The sequence below is a fragment of the Streptomyces sp. 184 genome, from assembly GCF_045781775.1.
Taxonomy (GTDB): domain Bacteria; phylum Actinomycetota; class Actinomycetes; order Streptomycetales; family Streptomycetaceae; genus Streptomyces.
The window spans coordinates 5,946,773-5,964,309 of the sequence record NZ_CP123230.1 but is presented as its reverse complement, the minus strand read 5'-3'; the positions used below and the strand labels follow the sequence as shown (position 1 = coordinate 5,964,309).

15 protein-coding genes are annotated in these 17,537 nt (G+C 73.9%); 5 read left to right on the top strand and 10 right to left on the bottom strand.

The window, feature by feature from the left end:
* Positions 1 to 144: 144 nt before the first annotated feature.
* Together QBL21_RS25310 and QBL21_RS25305 are read right to left on the bottom strand one after the other, a co-directional pair.
* On the bottom strand, positions 145 to 1,302 hold the full coding sequence (locus QBL21_RS25310; RefSeq protein ID WP_407564523.1) for a beta-1,3-glucanase family protein: 1,158 nt from the start codon (positions 1,300 to 1,302) through the stop codon (positions 145 to 147).
* A complete protein-coding gene (locus tag QBL21_RS25305) occupies positions 1,299 to 2,252 on the bottom strand; it encodes a glycoside hydrolase family 16 protein (RefSeq protein ID WP_407564522.1) in 954 nt (317 codons plus the stop codon). Before QBL21_RS25305 ends, QBL21_RS25310 begins: the two co-directional genes overlap by 4 nt.
* Positions 2,253 to 2,396: 144 nt before the next feature.
* Here QBL21_RS25305 and QBL21_RS25300 point away from each other — a divergent pair, with 144 nt between their 5' ends.
* Positions 2,397 to 3,413, top strand: a complete 1,017-nt coding sequence (locus QBL21_RS25300) for a LacI family DNA-binding transcriptional regulator (RefSeq protein ID WP_407564521.1) — start codon at positions 2,397 to 2,399, stop codon at positions 3,411 to 3,413.
* 10 nt (positions 3,414 to 3,423) lie between these two features.
* Here the strand turns inward: QBL21_RS25300 and QBL21_RS25295 are convergent, their stop codons facing one another.
* A complete protein-coding gene (locus QBL21_RS25295; RefSeq protein WP_407564520.1) occupies positions 3,424 to 3,945 on the bottom strand; it encodes a DUF3574 domain-containing protein in 522 nt (173 codons plus the stop codon).
* 144 nt (positions 3,946 to 4,089) lie between these two features.
* Here QBL21_RS25295 and QBL21_RS25290 point away from each other — a divergent pair, with 144 nt between their 5' ends.
* Both QBL21_RS25290 and QBL21_RS25285 read left to right on the top strand, forming a co-directional pair.
* Positions 4,090 to 5,289, top strand: coding sequence for a hypothetical protein (locus tag QBL21_RS25290; protein ID WP_407564519.1), 1,200 nt, complete (start codon positions 4,090 to 4,092; stop codon positions 5,287 to 5,289).
* Positions 5,290 to 5,906: 617 nt separating this feature from the next.
* The gene (locus QBL21_RS25285) at positions 5,907 to 6,647 is read left to right on the top strand and encodes a DUF2382 domain-containing protein (protein ID WP_407564518.1); all 741 of its coding nucleotides are present in this window, start codon (positions 5,907 to 5,909) and stop codon (positions 6,645 to 6,647) included.
* A 103-nt stretch (positions 6,648 to 6,750) separates the two neighbouring features.
* On the opposite strand, the gene QBL21_RS25280 is transcribed toward QBL21_RS25285, so the two are convergent.
* Positions 6,751 to 7,692: a Ku protein gene (locus QBL21_RS25280; protein ID WP_407564517.1), complete on the bottom strand. Its 942-nt coding sequence runs from the start codon at positions 7,690 to 7,692 to the stop codon at positions 6,751 to 6,753.
* A 31-nt stretch (positions 7,693 to 7,723) separates the two neighbouring features.
* Between QBL21_RS25280 and ligD (QBL21_RS25275) the strand changes: the two genes are divergently transcribed.
* Positions 7,724 to 8,650, top strand: a complete 927-nt coding sequence (gene ligD, locus QBL21_RS25275; RefSeq protein ID WP_407564516.1) for a non-homologous end-joining DNA ligase — start codon at positions 7,724 to 7,726, stop codon at positions 8,648 to 8,650.
* 108 nt (positions 8,651 to 8,758) lie between these two features.
* Here ligD (QBL21_RS25275) and ligD (QBL21_RS25270) read toward each other — a convergent pair whose 3' ends face one another.
* The 3 genes from ligD (QBL21_RS25270) to QBL21_RS25260 form a co-directional block, all read right to left on the bottom strand.
* Positions 8,759 to 9,766 carry a non-homologous end-joining DNA ligase gene (ligD, locus tag QBL21_RS25270; RefSeq protein ID WP_407564515.1) on the bottom strand — a complete coding sequence of 336 codons (1,008 nt, stop codon included), beginning with the start codon at positions 9,764 to 9,766 and terminating at the stop codon, positions 8,759 to 8,761.
* 27 nt (positions 9,767 to 9,793) lie between these two features.
* Entirely contained in the window at positions 9,794 to 10,150 is a 357-nt protein-coding gene (locus tag QBL21_RS25265) for a group 1 truncated hemoglobin (protein ID WP_407564514.1), read from the bottom strand.
* Between the two features lie 100 nt (positions 10,151 to 10,250).
* On the bottom strand, positions 10,251 to 11,258 hold the full coding sequence (locus QBL21_RS25260) for a DUF4429 domain-containing protein (protein WP_407564513.1): 1,008 nt from the start codon (positions 11,256 to 11,258) through the stop codon (positions 10,251 to 10,253).
* Positions 11,259 to 11,388: 130 nt separating this feature from the next.
* On the opposite strand from QBL21_RS25260, the gene QBL21_RS25255 reads away from it, so the two are divergent.
* On the top strand, positions 11,389 to 13,011 hold the full coding sequence (locus QBL21_RS25255; protein WP_407564512.1) for an alkaline phosphatase D family protein: 1,623 nt from the start codon (positions 11,389 to 11,391) through the stop codon (positions 13,009 to 13,011).
* Here QBL21_RS25255 and QBL21_RS25250 read toward each other — a convergent pair.
* The 3 genes from QBL21_RS25250 to QBL21_RS25240 are packed head-to-tail and all read right to left on the bottom strand — an operon-like array spanning position 12,932 to position 17,457.
* Entirely contained in the window at positions 12,932 to 14,413 is a 1,482-nt protein-coding gene (locus tag QBL21_RS25250; RefSeq protein WP_407564511.1) for a hypothetical protein, read from the bottom strand. The two genes, QBL21_RS25255 and QBL21_RS25250, sit on opposite strands and share 80 nt — an antisense overlap.
* The gene (locus QBL21_RS25245) at positions 14,414 to 16,093 is read right to left on the bottom strand and encodes a lipopolysaccharide biosynthesis protein (protein ID WP_407566557.1); all 1,680 of its coding nucleotides are present in this window, start codon (positions 16,091 to 16,093) and stop codon (positions 14,414 to 14,416) included.
* A 47-nt stretch (positions 16,094 to 16,140) separates the two neighbouring features.
* Positions 16,141 to 17,457, bottom strand: a complete 1,317-nt coding sequence (locus QBL21_RS25240; RefSeq protein WP_407564510.1) for a glycosyltransferase family 4 protein — start codon at positions 17,455 to 17,457, stop codon at positions 16,141 to 16,143.
* Between the last annotated feature and the right edge of the window lie 80 nt (positions 17,458 to 17,537).

Genomic DNA, 17,537 nt, shown 5'->3' with positions numbered 1-17,537 from the left:
CGCGTACGGCGGCGCGGGGGACCGCGCCCCGCCGCCCGAGGGCTGCCCGGCCCTGACCACCGGACAGCCCCCGGCACGCCGCGGATCCCGCGGCCCCGCGGGGGCCGGCGGGCTCCCGCTGCCCCCCGCCGGCCCCCGTGGGTGTCAGAAAGGCGTCAGCGTCAGCGTGAGCTGCTGCGGCGCCCTGTCCTCGATGTACGACGCGAAGCCGGAGACGTCGTCGAAGGCGAACCCGTACGCCCGCCCGTCCTGCGACACCTCGTGCATCACCCGTGCGTAGTGGTTGGAGACGTCGGTGCCGTAGAAGGCGGACGCGTCGGTGACGGGCTGGTCGGCGTGGTCGCGCAGCGTGGTGCGGTTCAGCGCCGCGCCGAGGATGGCGGCGACCGGTCCCGTGGTGCCGTCGTTCGGCGCGGCAAGCCTGCCGTCGCAGAACAGCACGTCACGGGTGGGCGGCCGGTCGAAGCCCACGTCGGCGGGGCCGGTGAAGGACAGCCGGTCGCCGGCGACGCGGCCGGTGAAGGTACCGGCGTTCGTGGTGACCTTCAGGTCCTTGCCCGCGTACGCCGACCACACCTCGTCCACGTACCCGTCGAGGTAAGCGCCGTCGAACAGCCCGGCGTCCAGGCCGTGCCCGGGGGCGATGACGCGCAGCCCGTCCGCGTCCACCAGCCGGTCGAAGCCCTCCGTGCCGGCGAGGGTGTCGAAGACCTGCTGCCGGGCGCCGTCCCTGAGCGTCCCGGTCGTCTGGTCGGCGCCGCCCGTCAGACGGATGGACATCGGGACGCTGAACATGTCGACCATCGTGGTGTTGCAGAACATGCCGGCGTCGTTGAGCGTGAACTCCATGCAGTCGTGCAGCACGGGGTAGTTGGGGTCGGTGGACACCCAGCCGGCGGGGTACGCGAGCGCCGCGTTGCCGGCGCCGTCGGTCACGGCCTTCATCTTCAGCTTGCCGCCGAGGGCCACGTACAGGCGGCCGGACATGTTCGGCAGCGTCAGCGCCGTGTCGCCGCTGCCGGCGAAGGGGATGGCGTAGTCGGTGTACCCGTCGGCGCCGTTGTCGGCGAGCGCGATGGGCGCCAGCGTCCCGTCCGGCGTGAGCCGGACCTGCCGGCCGCCCTCGTTGCCGACGACGTAGATGCTGATGGAGGAGTTCTCGTACGCGCCGGTCCGGTTGACGACTGTCACGCCGAGGGCCGCTGCGGCGCCGCCCGCCCGCGCCGCGGAGAGCACCAGAGGTGTCCCCGCGGCGGCGGACGCGACGGCCAGGCCACCCAGCAGCCTGCGTCGCGAGATCACTTGGCGGCACCTCCGGACTGCTCGACGGACACGTAGTCGACGACCATCGGCACGCCGGGCCGGGTGGCGTCGGTGGGGGTGGCGTGCCCGGCGACGCCGTTGGGGAAGGCACCGCCCATGGCGACGTTGAGGAGGAGGAAGTGGCCGTGGTGGGCGAGGTTCGCCCAGGTCTCGGCGCCCACCTGGTTCGCGTTGACGGAGTGGTACTGCTGGCCGTCCACGTACCAGCGCAGCTCCTCGACGGAGCCGGTGCGGTCCAGCTCCAGCGCGTACTCGTGGAAGCCGGACTGGCAACTGCTGCCCGGGCAGGCGCGGGAGGCGCCCAGGCCGTTGTTCTCGTTGCACGGGCCGCCGGGGGCGGTGCCGCAGTGCAGGACGCCCCAGACGCTGTTGACGCCGTTGACGTTCTCCATGATGTCGAACTCGCCGATGCCCGGCCAGTTCCAGTAGTTGCCGCGGTAGGCGTCGCCCAGGGTCCAGAACGCGGGCCAGTAGCCCAGCGCTTCGGCGCCGCTGACGTTCGGCATCTGGATGCGCGCCTCGACGCGCAGCAGCCCGCCGGCGGGGGCCTGGAAGTCGGTGCGCTGGGTCTCGATCCGGGCGGACGTCCAGCCGCCGGAGCCGTTGCGGCGGGGGGTGATGGTGAGGTTGCCGGAGCCGTCCTTCTGGAGGTTCTCCGGGCTGTCGGTGTACGTCTGGATCTCGCCGGTGCCCCAGTTGGCGGGGCCGCCGGGGTAGGACGTGCCGGTGTCGACGATCCAGTTGGCGGCGTCCGGCGGGGAGCCGGCGGCGCCGTCGAAGTCGTCGCGGAAGACCTCGGCGAGGGGCGCCGGGTCGCTCCCGCCGTCCTCGCCGGCCGTGGCGGAGGGCAGGGTCAGTGCGCTGACCGCGGCCAGGGCCGCGACCGCGCAGAGCAGGATCCTGCGCCACCGTAGTCGTGTTGCATGCATCTCTGGCAGCTCCTCGGGGTGTGGGGGAATGAGGAGGTTCTCCCCTGGGGATGCGCCTGTTTGAGAGCGCTCTCAGGTTGTGTTGAGGCACACTGCCGAGTGCGCGGGCTACTGTCAAGGCCCACCGACTGAAGAGGAGTTGAGGTGTCCGGGAACCGCCCCACGCTGGAGGCCGTCGCCGCCCGTGCCGGAGTCTCGCGGGCCACGGCGTCGCGCGTGGTCAACGGCGGCGCGGGGGTGCGCGAGACGTTGCGCGAGCGGGTGCAGCGCGCCGTGGCCGAACTCGGCTACGTACCGAACCAGGCCGCGCGCACCCTCGTCACCCGGCGTACGGGCGCGGTCGCCGTCGTCATCGCGGAGCCCGAGAGCCGGGTCTTCGCCGACCCGTTCTTCGCCCGCCAGTTGCGGGGGATCAGCGGCGCCCTGGCCGCGGCGGACACGCAGTTGGTGCTGCTGTACGTCGCCGACCGCGAGGACTACCCGCGCATCGGCCGCTTCCTGTCCGGCGGGCACGTGGACGGCGCGCTGATGTTCTCGCTGCACCGCGACGACCCGCTGCCGGGCCTGGCCGCGGCGGCCGGGCTGCCGGTGGTCTACGGCGGCCGGCCGGGCTGGCCGGGAGCGGCGGGGGAGCCGGGGCTGCTGTACGTGGACACGGACAACCGGGCGGGCGCGGAGCTGGCGGTCCGGCACCTGCTGGCGCGGGGGCGGCGGCGGATCGGGCACATCGCGGGCCCGCTGGACCAGACGTCGGCGGTGGACAGGCTGGCGGGATACCGGGCGGCGCTGGAGGGCGGGGGCCCGGAGCTGGTCGCCGAAGGCGACTTCACCCCCGCCGGGGGCGAGCGCGCGATGGCCGAACTGCTGGCCAGGGTCCCGGACCTGGACGCGGTGTTCGCCGCCTCCGACCTCATGGCCACCGGCGCCCTGCGCACCCTGCGCGCCCACGGCCGCCGCGTCCCCGACGACGTCGCGGTCGTCGGCTACGACGACCTGGAGCCGGCGATCTGGACGGAGCCGCCGCTGACGACGGTGCACCAGGACGTCGAGGGGATGGGCGCCGTGATGGCCCGGCTGCTGCTGCGCGGCCTGGCGGGCGGCCAGGAGCGGCAGGACCCGGTGGTGACGATGCCGCGGCTGGTGGTCAGGGAGTCCGGCTGAGACCTCCGCTTCAGAAGCCCGCGCGGGCCGGTTCGTCCACCCGGGCCACGGACTCCTGCGCGAAGCGGGCCGTGTAGGCGTCGCGGACCTCCTCGATCCGGGTGTCCTGCACCTGCGCCTCGGTCAGCGGGTAGAGCAGGTAGACCTCGTACGAGCGCTCCCGCTCGATCGTGCCGTGCCGGTCGCGGTACTGGCCCCGTACCTCGTCCACGGTCAGCCCCGCCGGGAAGCGCGGCGTGACGACCTCGTCGACGAACGCGCGGAACTGCCGGTCCGTGACGTCCGGGCCGCCGTCCGGCCGTACCGTGCCGAACATCAGGTGCGTCTGCACGTACGGTTCCAGCTCCGCGGACTGCGACTGGGCGACCGGCGGGGCCGGGTCGCCTTCGGCGAGGGCGGCGGGGGCGGTGGCCGCGGCGGCGCCGGCGAGGGCCGCCGCGAGGACGAGGGCGGCGCGGCGGAGGCGCGGCTTCGCGAGAGTGCGCAGGCGCGGCTTCGCGAGGCTGCCGAGGCGTGGCTTCGTAGGGTTCACGACGGTGGCAACGATCACCGGGACCGAAAGTTGCGCGGCCACACCGGGGCCGGTTGTTTGCCCGTTGTTCGGCTTCACCTCACCGACCGGTGGCCACGCCGTTGCAGAATCGAGGCTCTCCTCCGGACTTCGAAAGGCCCTTCCATGCAGGAAGAGCGATTCGCCGCGCCCACTCCACCGGGCACGCGGCTGCTCCACATCGGCCCGCACAAGACGGGCACCACGGCGCTCCAGGGCGCCTTCCACCTGGCCCGCGCCGCCCTGCGGGAGCACGGCGTCGTCTACGCCGGGCCCGGCCGCCAGGCGAAGGACCCGGCGGTCGCCGTCGCCAGGCAGGATCCGACGGCGGCGGAACGGGAGCCGTGGGAGGCGCTCTGTACCGAGGCGGCCGAGGCGGGCGGTCTGCGGTTCTTCGCGAGCAGCGAGTTCTTCGCGACCGCCCCCGCCGACGCCGCCCGGGTGGCGGTGAAGGAACTGGCGGGTGACTTCTCCGTGCACGTCGTCGTGACGCTGCGCCCGCTGCGCAAGATCATGCCGTCGCACTGGCAGCAGTACGTCAAGCACGGCCTCTGCGAGTCGTACGAGACCTGGCTCGACGGCATGCTGCGCAGGCCCCCGTACGACGACCCGACACCCGACTTCTGGCACCTCCAGCGCCACGACGAGCTGATCGGGCGGTGGGCGGCGGCGGCGGGCCCGGAGAACGTCACCGCGCTCGTGGTCGACGAGGCCCGGCCGCTGTGGCAGTTCCGCGTCTTCGAGCAGTTGCTCGACCTGCCGGAGGGCGTGCTCGAACCGGAGGAGAGCGACGGCAACACCTCGCTCACGCAGAGCGAGGCGGAGCTGCTGCTCCAGCTCAACCGCAAGCTCCGGGACCGCAACTGGAGTTCGTGGCGGCAGAGCAAGGTGATCCGCGAGGGCGTCGTCCCGCGGTTGCAGTCCTACGCACCGGCCCCCGACGAGCCGCGGATCACGACCCCGCCGTGGGCGGAGGCGGCGGTGGCGGAGGTCGCGGAGCGCGTGGTCGCGGGCATCGCGGCATCGGGGGTACGGATCGTGGGCGACCTGGACGCGCTGTCGCGCCGGCCGGCCGCCCCGGCGGAGCCGGTGGCGGCGAGGGAGATCCCCACGGAGGCGGCCACGGAGGCGGTCCTCGGCGGCATACTCGCCTCCGCCGCCCTGGCCGCGAAGACCGGCCCGCAGCCGGAGGCGCCGCCGGTCACCTCGACGCCGGAGGTACCGGAGGCGCGGGGGGCGCTGGAGGACAGGCCGGTGCGGAACGTGCCGGTGAAGGACCTGGTCCGGGTGGTCTGCCGCCGGGCGGTCAGGCGGATGAAGGGCTGAAGGGCTGAGGGGCTGAGGGGCCGAAGGGCGGGGGCCGGGTGGTCCGGGGAGCCCCGCGGCGTCCCCCGGTCCCGTCACGGGCCCCCGGACGCCGCTCCGCCCCGTACCACCACCCCGGGCTCCCCGCCCCTCCGGTCGACACTCCCCGCACCGCGAGTTTTCATGGAATTGCCGGGCTTCTCCCCGTTTCGTACCTCCGGGGGAGGCCGCGAGTGATCCCTACTCTCCGGTAGGAGGAACCGTGCATACCGACAAGCGTCCGGCCGGCGGCGATGACCGCGATGACGGCCGGGGCGAAGACGGCGGGGGCGGCGACGGCCGGGGGCGGCGTGCGCGTCCGGGGGTGCGGGACCCGTACGACGACGAGCGGGACCAGGCCATCGACGCCGATCCCCAGCTCCGCGAGATCGGGCGGGCCCGGTTGCGCAAACGGAGTGGCCGGTCCGGCGGGGGTGACCAGGGTGGTGGGGCGCGTCGCTGAGCGGCGCGCGACCTGCTGATTACTCCCTCCGGTCGACACCTGAACGGCGGAGGCGTTACATGGTGATATGCCGGTTTCGTCGAACGAGTCGGCGGACCGCTTCTATCCCTGCACGCACCATCCAGCGGGAGGAACAGTGAAGGCCGACAGGAACACAGCCAGTGGCGGCAGTGGCAAGGCCGCGAAAGCCGCGGGGGTAGGGCCCGAGAACGACGCCGCCGCGGCGGCGGGCGGCGGCCAGGGCGAGACGATGGGCCGGCGCGGTCAGCAACCGGGGCGCGAGCAGCGCGGCGGTGGCGCCGCGCGTGATCAGCGTGTCGTCGCGTACCGCGAGCGGCTCCAGGTCGAGCCCGTCGACCAGCGACGGTCGCTGGGCGAGGCCGAGGTCACGATCCGGGTGCGGGAGACCCCGCAGCGGTTCGAGGTCACCCGCGGCCACGACGAGTGCGTCGTACGGCGCAGCGATGTCGACGGCAAGGAGGCGAACCTGATCGCCGGCGACCACCACGAGTTCGTGGAGCGCAGCGTCAAGGTGCCCCTCTACGGCGAGGACGCCGAGGTCGTCGTCCACAAGGTGTCCGAGCCCTACGCGGTCGCCGACATCGGCACCAGGCGCGTCGAGGACACCCAGACCTTCGAGACCATTCTCAAGACCGAGGAGATCGTGGAGAACGTGCCGGCGGGCTCGGGCACGTCGATGAGCGTCCGCGAGGTGCAGGAGGGTTACGACCTGCGCGAGGGCGCCCGCCGCGAGCAGCGTGAGCAGCGCGCCGAGAGCAGTGGCGCGTCCGGCCGCGCCGCCGCGCCCGAGAGCGCCGACACCCCCGGCGGCGCCGAGGACATCGGCGAGAGCAAGGGGCGCGGCCGCTGGTTCTGACGGCGTCCGCTCCCACCCGCCGACGCAGAGTGCCGGGCGGGGGTCCGCGAAGGTGCGGGCCCCCGCCCGCCCGGTTCCCGGCCCACGGCCCGGCCCGTACTCCTCAGGCCGCCTTGCCGGGCTTCTTCGCCGCCTTCTTGCCCGTGCTCTTCTTGGCCGCCGTCTTCTTGCCCGCCGTCTCCTTCGCCGGTGCCTTCTTCGCCGGCGCCTTCTTCTTCGCGGCCGTCTTCTTCGCCGCCGCCTTCTTCCGCGGCTGCGTCCCCCCGCGTTTGTCCTTCGCCGCCTTGACGCTCGCCTCCAGCGCCGACATCAGGTCGATGACCTGCCCCTTCTCCTCGCCCTCCGCTTCCTTCGGCAGCGGCGTGACGCCCTCCTTGCTCGCGACGAGTGCTTCGACCGCTTCGCGGTACTCGTCCGTGAACTCGTCCGGGTCGTAGCCGCCCAGCGCATCCATGAGGGAGTCGACCATGTCCAGTTCCTGCCGGCGCACCGTCACCTTCTCGTCCGGCGCCACCGCCTGCGCCGAGCGCACCTCGTCCGGCCACAGCATCGTGTGCAGGACGAGTACGTCCTCTTCCGCCAGCACCCGCACCAGCGCGGGCGCCTCGCGGTTGCGGAGCGCGACCTTGACCACCGCGACCCGGTCCGAGCGCTTCAGCGCCTCGCGGAGCAGGACGTACGGCTTGGCGGCCGAGGCGTCGGCGGCCTTGACGTAGTACGCCCGGGAGAACTGGATGGGGTCGAAGTAGCCGACCTCCTCGAAGCCCACCACGTCGATGATCTTCTTGCTGGGCAGGGGCAACTGCGCGAGGTCGTCGGGGGTGAGCACGACGAGGTCGCCGTCCTCCGTCTCGTACGCCCTGGTGATCTCCGCGTACTGCACCTCGCGGTCCTCCAGCTCGCAGAACCGCCGGTAGCGGATGCGCCCGCCGTCCTCGGCGTGCACCTGCCGGAAGGACACGCCGTGTTCCTCGGTGGCGGAGTAGAGCTGGACCGGAATGCTGACCAGCCCGAAGGAGATCGCACCCTTCCATATAGATTTCATCCATATGTCCTCTCTCCCGGAGGTTCAGCATATGCCGGTCACCGAGGTCGAAGGACGCCGCCTGAAGCTCAGCAACCTGGACAAGGTGCTGTGGCCGGAGCCCGGCTTCACCAAGGGCGAGGCGCTGCACTACTACGCCCAAGTCGCCGATGTCCTGCTGCCGCACGTGCGCGACCGGGCCGTGTCCTTCCTGCGCTTCCCGGACGGCGTGGACGGGCAGCGGTTCTTCGCCAAGAACGCCCCCGCGGGCACGCCTGAATGGGTGAGCGTCGTGGATGTCGAGCTGACCCGCAGCACCGTCCACCACGTGCTCGTCCAGGACCTGCCGACCCTGCTGTGGGCGGCGAACCTCGCCGCGCTGGAACTGCACGTACCGCAGTGGAGGGCGCTGGACGGCAGGAAGGGGGCGAAGGCGGCGGCGGTCAGGGCCGACGAACGGCTCGCCGACCGGATCGTCTTCGACCTCGACCCGGGTCCGCCCGCCACCGTCGTCGAGTGCTGCCGCGCGGCGCTGCTCGTGCGCGAGGCGCTGCGCGCGGACGGGCTCGACGCCTGGCCGAAGACCTCCGGGTCCAAGGGCCTGCACCTGTACGTGCCCCTCTCGCCCGCCTCCGCCGACGCCACCAGCGCGTACGCCAAGGACCTGGCCCGGCGGCTGGAGCAGGAGCACCCGGACCTGATCCTGCACCGGATGGCCCGGAAGCTGCGCCCGCGGAAGGTCTTCGTGGACTGGAGCCAGAACTCGCGCTCGAAGACCACCGTCGCCCCGTACGTGCTGCGCGCCAAGGCCCGGCCGACCGTCTCCACCCCGCTGACCTGGGGCGAAGTGGAGGCGTGCGCCGACCCGGACGAGCTGGTCTTCCTGCCCGGCGAGGTGGTGGAGCGCGTCGGCGAGCACGGCGACCTGCTGGAGCCGCTGCTGAGCGAACGCTTCGACCTGCCGGATATGACTGATTAGTCCATTCGTGGGACAGTGAAGAGGACCGGCGCGTCCGGGATGGCCGTCAGGGCCACGAGGAGGCGCCGGTGTGCCCGGCGTGCTCGGGGCGCCGGGCACGCGGTGGGTCTACGTCCCCTCCGGCGCCCGCGCCTCCCCGGGCCCCTTGTCCGGCCGCAGCCCCCGCCACACCGGGTGCCGCAGCACCCCCGTCGCCGTCCACTCCCCGTACGCCACCTCGCCCACCAGCTCCGGCTCCACCCAGTGCACCGCGCTCGCCGCCCGCACGTGCCGGTCGGCGACCGGGCCCGCGAAGGGGCTCGTGTCGCGGGCCAGCCCCGCCAGGCGCTCCCGCAGCACCTCCAGCGCGTGCCGGGAGAAGCCGCTGCCCACGGTGCCCGCGTAGGCCAGGCCGCCGTCCTCGGTCCAGACGCCCATCAGCAGCCCGCCGACCGCGTCCGACCTGCTGCCCGCACCCTCGGTCCAGCCGCCGACGACGACCTCCTGGGTACGGACGTTCTTGATCTTCAGCCAGAGGCCGCTGCGCCGCCCCGGCAGGTACGGCGACGACAGCCGCTTGGCGAGCAGCCCCTCCAGCCCGTACCGCCGGGTCATCTCCCACGCCTCGGCGCCGTGGCCCTCCCAGTGCGGGGGAGTGCGCCAGCGGGCGCCGTCGACGTGCAGGCCGGCGAGCAGCGCGCGGCGCTCGCGGTACGGGAGGCGCAGGGTGGACTCGCCGTCGAGGTGCGGCACGTCGAACACCATGTAGTCGACGGGCACCTCCGCGGCGAGGCGGGCGATGACGGCGCCGCGGGTGAGGTTCATGCGGCGCTGGAGCGCGCCGAAGGAGGGGCGGCCGTCGGGGGCCAGAGCGACGATCTCGCCGTCGAGCACGCAGGCGTGCCCGGCGGCGGCGAGTGCCTCGCCGAGCGGGGCCAGCTCGGGGTAGCGGGCGGTGACGTCGTTGTCGTTGCGCGACAGCAGCGTCAGCGAGCCGTCGCCCGGCGCGTACGCGACGGCGCGGATGCCGTCCCACTTCAGCTCGTAGCCCCAGGAGGGGTCCGCGGCGGCCGTCGGCAGGCTGCCGGAGACCGCCAGCATGGGCGTGACGTGCGGCAGCCCGCCGAGGTCGGTCATGCGGGCAGAGTAAGTTCCGGGCCGGGGCTACGCCTCCTGGGCGATGTCCGCCCGCAGCGGCTCCAGGGTGGCGCCGATGGTCTTCACGGTCTCGTCCGGTACGCCGAGGCCGACGAGGGTGGCCGTCAGGTGGTCGACGACCCGCTCGAAGTGGGCCGGCGTGATGCCGAGCCCTTCGTGCGCCTTCCGCATGCCGCGGCCGTTGTAGGCGCCGGGGCCGCCGAGGGCGGCGCCGATGAAGGCGCGCTGGTGGCGCTTGAGGCGCTGGACGTCGATGCCGTCGAAGAACGGCTTCAACTCCGGGTCGTCGAGCACTCGGTCGTAGAAGTTGTCCACGGCGGTCGAGACCGCCGTCTCCCCGCCGATCGAGTCGTAAATAGTCATGGGGCCCGATTATTGGGGCCAGTGAGGCTGGAGTGAAGAGCGTAGAACGTTTAATTCCGGCCCAAGTTTTCACCAACCGCGGCCCAGGAGCCGTACGTTGTCAGCCGTTACCGCCCATGCGCTGTAGAATTGCCCGCTTTGCTGCCGCGAATTCTTCGTCCGTCAGTATCCCGGCGGCGTGCAACTCGCCCAGCTCGCGCAGCCGGCGCAGCACGGCGTCGTGGTCGTCACCCGGAACCGCTGCCTCCGTGGTCTCCGCGGCCCCCGCGGCCTCCGCGGATCCCGCGCCCGCCGCCTTGCGGAACTCCACCGGCGCCGCGTCCGCGGGCTCCGCCCCGGCTCCGGACCCCGCCGCCGGGAGCGCCGCCCGCCCCGCCCCGCCGTCCGCGGGAGCGGCGGCCGGCGCGTGGGGGTGCCGCAGCCGTACGGTCACCGCCGCGGCCAGCAGCACCGCCGCGCCCGTCTCCTTCTTCGTGCCCCACAGCGCCAGCGTGTGCGGGTCCTTTTCCGGGTCGAGGAAGACCGCCGTCCCGTGCGGCCGGAACCGCAGGCCCCCCGACTCCAGGCCCGCGCCCCCCGCCCACTCCACGCCCGCCAGCTCGGCGAGCGGGAACGTCCGGTTCCCCACCCGCTTCTTCACGTCCTCGACCAGCCAGTTCCACTCCAGCCGGATCTGCTCGCCGTCGAACGTCGCGGTGCCGTCCAGACCTGCCGCGGTCAGCGGCACCGCGGGGCCCGGCAGCAGATAGCGCTCGACGGGCCCGTCCGGCACCCCGTCCAGCAGCAGCGCCCTGCGCACCTCCTCGGCGAAGTACTCCGCCACCCCGCCGCGGTCGCGCTCCGGGCGCAGCAGGTACGGGCTCGCCGCCTCCGGCAGCCGCCCGCCGGCCGCGCGCAGTACCGGGCAGGCGCCGTCGCGCAGCCGCAGCCGCAACAGCCCGCCCTTGCGCCCCGGTTCGTACGCGATCCCCGCCACCGCCGGCAGCGGCACGGCGACCTCGCCGAGCAACTGCCGCAGCCTGTGCACCCCCCGGTCGCGGCCGGGGACGATCCGGATGTGGTCGCCGTCGAACTCCCAGGTTCCGTCTTTTGCGATCACCTCGGCCATACCGTGAGTCTATGGTGCCGTCGCGCGGCCGTTCGATCGCCCTGAATCAGCTCTAGACGTCAACGCTCTGTCACCTGACCGATGCACCGGGTATGGACAGAGGTTGCCCCGAGCAACTGCAATACGGCGCATGACGCCTCCTCACCCGCAGGACGCCTTTCGTGCCGCCGCGGCGCAGGTCAGCCGCCGCCGCTTCCTCACCGTCACCGGTGCCGCCGCCGCGCTCGCCTTCTCCGTGGGGCTGCCGCGGGCCCGCGCGGACGAGCCGGCCGACCCCGGGACGGTCCGCCGGGAGCCCTTCACCCTCGGCGTCGCCTCCGGCGACCCGACCCCCGACGGCGTGGTGCTCTGGACCCGGCTCGCGCCCGCGGCGTTCGAGCCCGACGGCGGCATGCCGCCCGCCCCCTTCCTGGTCCACTGGGAGATCGCCCACGACGAGGGCTTCCGCCGCGTCGTACGGCGCGGACGGGAGCCGGCGCACCCCGAGTTCCACCACACCGTGCACGCCGAGGCCGGCGGGCTCGCGCCCGGCCGCCCGTACTACTACCGCTTCCGGCTCGGCCGCTGGACCAGCCCCGTGGGCCGTACGAGCACCGCCCCGCCGCACGGCGCGCGCAACTCCTCCCTGCGCTTCGGCGTGATCGCCTGCCAGAACTACCCCGGCGGCTACTACACCGCCTTCAAGCACCTCGCGAACGAGGAACTCGACGCCGTCTTCCACCTCGGGGACTGGATCTACGAGGGCGCCGTCCCCACCACCGGTGGCAGCCGCGCCTACCCCGCAGGCACCCTCCCGGACGTCTTCAACCACGAGACCGTCACGCTGGAGGACTACCGGCTGCGCTACGCCCTCTACCGCAGCGACGCCGACCTGCGCGCCGCCCAGGCCGCCCACCCCTGGATCCTCACCTGGGACGACCACGAGGTCGAGAACAACTACGCGGGCGCGGTCTCCCAGGACAACCAGCCGCCCGAGGAGTTCCTCGTCCGCCGGGCCGCCGCCTACCGCGCGTACTGGGAGAACCAGCCGCTGCGCAGGCCGCAGCGCCCGCGCGGCGCCGACCTGCGGCTGTACCGGCGGCTGCACTACGGCACGCTGGCGCAGTTCGACGTCCTCGACGGCCGGCAGTACCGCACCGACCAGGCGTACGGCGGCAACTGGGCCCCGCCGGGGCCGGACGCGGACGACCCGGCGCGCACGATGCTCGGCGAGCGGCAGGAGCACTGGCTCGCGGACGGCTGGCGCGACTCGCGGGCGCGGTGGAACATCGTGCCGCAGCAGGTCGTGCTGGCCGAGCGGCGCAGCGAGCCGATCGAGGCGTACAACGTCAGCATGGACGCCTGGGACGGCTACACCGCCGCCCGCACCCGCTTCCTGGACGCGGCCGAGGCGGCGGGGGTGGAGAACCTCGTCGTCCTCACCGGCGACGTGCACGTGCACTACGCGATGGACGTCAAGCGCGACTACGCCGACCCGGCCGCGCCCGCCGTCGCCAGCGAGATCGTCGCCACCTCCGTCAGCAGCGGCGGCAACGGCGCCGAACGGCCCGCCAACTACGACCGGCTCACGCAGGCCAACCCGCACCTGCGCTTCTACGACGGCCGCCGCGGCTACGTGACCGTCGACCTGGACCGCGAGCGGTGCCGCGCGGACTTCCGCGTCGTGCCGCACATCACCACCGAGGGCGCCCCGGTCGCGACCGCGGCTTCCTATGCGACCGAGGCCGGGAGACCCGGTCTGCACCGGGTGTGACGGGACCGCCGTCGCTCCCGCCAGGGGTGCCGCCGCCGGTGCCGCTGCCGGTGGCCCCTCCGGGGTCGCCGGCGGCGCGGGCGGCGGCGCCGACGGAGCGGCTGACGGCCGCGACCTTCAGCCACAGGGCCGCGGCCTTCAGCGCCGAGCCGGCGCACAGGCCCCAGGCGGCGCCGAGCACGCCGCCGGCGGCGTAGCCGGTGAGCATGCAGCCGACGGAGAGCAGGGAGAAGACGACCTGGATAGGCAGCGTGCTCTCCGGGCGCAGCACGCGCAGCGTGAGCAGCGCGCTGGTGCCCAGGGCGATGCCCGCGTACTGGCTGCCGGTGGCGGGCAGCAGCTCGGACGTCGACGCCCAGGTGTCGCCGAGGAGTTCGCGGCCCGCGGAGTCGGGGAGGAGGACGAGCACGGTCGTCCAGGCGGCGGCGGTGCCGGCGAGCAGGGCGGCCAGCGCGGCGGCGGAGCGGAGCTTGCTGCGCAGGTTCGGGATGCGGTTCATCACCGGCGGGCCGAAGGAGGTCGCGGAGTTGTAGAGGACGTTCATCGGCCCGTAGAGGGTGGTGGCGCCGCGCAGCGCGCCGACGGCGAGCTGGCTGGCGACGAGCCCGAGGCCGATGACCGACAACTGGGTGGCGCCGTTGCCCACCGCGAACTCCACCACGAAGCGGCGGCCGAGGTGCCCCCGGCGCAAGTAGCGCCGCCAGTCGCCGCGGGCGCCGCGGAGCCGGTACGCGGCCAGCGCCAGGCAGAACAGCAGCGCGGGCAGCGCGGAGGCACCCCACACGGCTATGAGCCGGGCCGGGGACGAGCCGTCCGGCTGGAGCACGAGCGCCGGGACGGCGACGACGAGGCGCAGCAGGTCGCCGAAGAGCGCGTGGTGCGGCAGCCGGAGTGCGGCGAAGCAGTAGCGCAGCACGTCGTGCAGCAGCACGACGGGCAGCACCAGCCCGAGCATGGCCAGCCCGTGCGCCAGCTCGCCGGGCACCGGCGCGAGCAGCAGCGCCGCCGTCCCGCCGACCACGGCGGAGGACAGCGCCGAGAACGTCACCGCCGACCGGCAGGCGGAGGCCAGGCCGGTGACCGGCGGGGGCGGCGCGTCGGGGTCGGGCTCCGCCCAGGAGGGGATGACCGGCCCCTCCGGCGCGGTGTCGTCGGCCGCGTCGGAGCCCACGCCCGAGGCGCCCGCCCCCTTCTTGCCGCCCTCGCGCTCCAGCACCAGCGCCTGGCCGACGTAGCTGCTCTGCACTCCCAGCACGACGGTGAACGTCATGTAGACGATGGAGAAGACCGCGAAGCCCTCCACCGACGACTCCCGCGCCGCGACCACCAGCACCGCGATGTTCGTGAGCGCCGCCACGCCCTGGTCGGCGACGGAGGAGGCGATCGCCCAGCGGGCGCGCATCTACCGCCGCGAGGAGCGCACGGCCCGGCTGTCGGCCGGGTAGTCCGCCCCCGTGGCCTCGGCCGGCGGCGCCGGCGCCGCCGTGCCTGAACCCGCTTCGGTGCCGCGCCCGTCGCCCCGGGCGCCGCCGCGGCCGGCGCCTCTGCCGGACCGGCCGCGCCCGCCCGCGTCGGGCTCGCCGCTGCCGTGCGAGTGCAGCACCGCGCCGAGCACCGTGCCGCCCGCGCCCGATATCAGCTCGCGGATGCGCGCCAGGTCCTCGCGGTGGACCTGCCGCGGGTCGCAGACGACGAGCACGCCGTCGACCCGGTCGGCGAGCGCCAGCGCGTCCGCGTACGACAGCACGGCCGGCGCCAGCACCACCACGACCGATCCCGGCGCGTCCGCCTCCGAGATGAGCTGTGTGGCGGGCGCGGACGTCAGCGCCCGCGCCGCGTTGCGCACGCGGGTGCCGGGGATGAGGTCGAACGCGCCGGATTCGCCCGCGTCGATCGGCACCTGGAGGCCGGTGGGCCAGCCGCCGTCGCCGCGCGCCGGCGTACGGGCCCAGCCGGGCCGCACCCCGTCGGCGGCGCTGAGCCGCGCCGACAGGCTCGGCGTGCGCAGGTCCGCCTCGACGAGCAGCACCTCGTGCCCCATCTCCACGAACGACGCGGCCAGGTTGACCGAGACCGCGGCGGGGATGTCTATGCTGCCGCGCGGCGCGACCACCAGCAGCCGCCGCCGGTCGGCGAAGCGCTGGTCGTACGCCAGCCGGAAGGCCATCGAGCGGTACTCCTCGGCGACCCGGCCGGTGGCCAGCAGCCCGCCGGGGCGGCGGGTGCGCGGCAGGGTGCCGAGCACCGGGGCGTGCAGGGCCCGTACGACGTCGCTCTCCGAGCGCGCCGTGGGGTCGAAGACCAGCCGCACCCAGGCGACCAGCAGCCCGAGCCCCACGCCGAACGCGGCGCCGAGGCCGAGCAGCATGAGGAATCCCGGCCCGGAGGGCTCGGCGGGCGGGGTGGCGTTACGCACGACGTGCCCCGGGGTGGTGTCGAGGGCCTGGAGCTTGGCGCGGTCGGCGGTGATCTGGCCGATGCTCTGGCTGAGCGAGGAGCGGGCGGACAGCGCCGACTCCAGCGCGCGTCCCTCGCCGAGCGACTCGATCTCGTCGTCGAGCGTGTCCCGCTCCGCAATCAGGGGTTTGACCTGGTCGTCGTACGCCTCGACCATGTTGTCGATGGTGCGCTTGCTCTTGTCCTCGCGGTACGCGAGGTAGGCGGCGGCGAAGGCGTTGGAGCGCTCGGCGGCCGTCTCGGCGTCGTCCGCGCTGTAGTCGAAGCGGAGCACCAGCGTGTTCGGCGGGTTGGTGACCTGGAGGCCGTGCTGGAGCTTCTCGCCGTCCTCGGGGTGGCCGATGTCCTCGGCGACGACCTTGGCCACCGCGTTGCTCGCGGCGGTCTGCCGCTCGGTGCCGATGTTCTCCTTGATGGCCGTGGCGTCGCTGCCGGAGGAGAAGGGGTCCAGGCTGACCTGGCGCAGCGTGACCTCGCTGGAGGCGATGTACTCGTCGCCGGAGGCGAGGGCGATCCACCCGCCGCCGAGCAGCCCGAGGACGACGCCCAGGACGATCATCCCGCGGTAGCGCAGCAGTTGCCGGAACTGGTCGCGCAGCAGGTCGGGCTCGTCCTGCGGCTGCATGGCGTGGCTGTCGCCCGGAACGTGCTGTGACATGGTCGCGGCCCCCCTCAACCGGTCTTCTCAGTATGCGGGACAGGCTCCTGGGCCGGCTCCCCGGCCGCCTTCGGCCTGTGGAAAACCGACCGGTTGTGGACAACCGGCGCCGGGGCCCCTTCCAGAGCCTCGTCCAGCAGCGCGGTGATCCGGCCCAGACCCGCCCGGCTGCTCAGGTGCTCCCGTACGTACACCGGCCCCCTGGCGCCCAGCTCGTCGGCCGCCTCCGGGTCCCCGGCCAGCTCGTGCACCGCCTTCAGCAGCTCCGCCGGGTCCTCCGGCGGCACCACCACCCCGGCGCCCGCGCGCCGCATCTCCTCCGCCGTACCGCCGCCGTCGGCGACCGAGGCGACCACGGGCCGGCCCGCGGCGAAGTACGAGGTGAGCTTCGACGGCACGCTCATGTCCAGCACCGACGAGCGCTGGGTGACCGCCAGCACGTCCGCCGCGGCCAGCACGTCGGTGAAGTCCGCGGAGTCCGCGGGCGGCAGGAAGTCCAGGTTCGGCAGCCCCGCGGCCAGCGCCGCCAGGTGCTCGCGCTGGTTGCCGTCGCCCATCAGCACGACCCGCAGCGAGGGGTCGGTCCTGGCCGCCTCGACGAGCACCTCCAGGCCCTGCTTCAGGCCCATGTTGCCGGAGTGCAGCAGCACCGTCTGCCCGTCGCGCCACCCGAGCCGGGCGCGCATCTCGGCGCGCGGCCGGGTCGGTTCCGTCACGTGGGACCAGTTGGGGACGACCCGTATCAGCTTCTCGTCCACGCCCATCGCGGCCACCCGCGGAACGAAGGTCTCGTGGATCACCCCGACCAGCGACGCCCGCCGCAGCACCCGGGACTCCACCGCGCGGGCCGCCGCGGCGGCGCGGCCCCCGCCGCGGATGCCGCTCTGCGCGGCGGCGGCGCCCATCAGGTCCTGTACGACCGGTATGTACGGCACTTTGTGGCGGCGGGCGAGGCGGGCGCCGAGCGCGCCGCCGGCCAGGCTGGGCAACTGCGCGACGACCGCGTCCGGGGCGTCCATGCGGGGCGGCGCGACGACGCCGTGGGCGAGGATCGACGCCTCGTACAGCGCGCGCCGCACGGCGGTCTGCCGCGCGGGTACGGAGTGGCGGCGGCGGTGCAGGCGGACGCCGGCCCGCTCCTCCTCCGTGCGCCACACGCCGCGGTAGTCGTCGGCGACGCGCCAGTTCGGGTAGTGCGGCATCCCGGCCAGCACATGCACCTCGGCACGACCGGTCCCGGCCCAGTGCTCCGCGATCTGTGTCGCATATGGGCCGATTCCTGCCTGTTCCGGCGCATAGTTGGTCGAAACCAGCAGTACCCGCGTCACCATGCCATCCCTCGTTTGCCTTCCCGAAGCCCGGGTTGCACCTTATCCGCACGTGCCCGTTATGGTTGACACTCCTGGCGCGC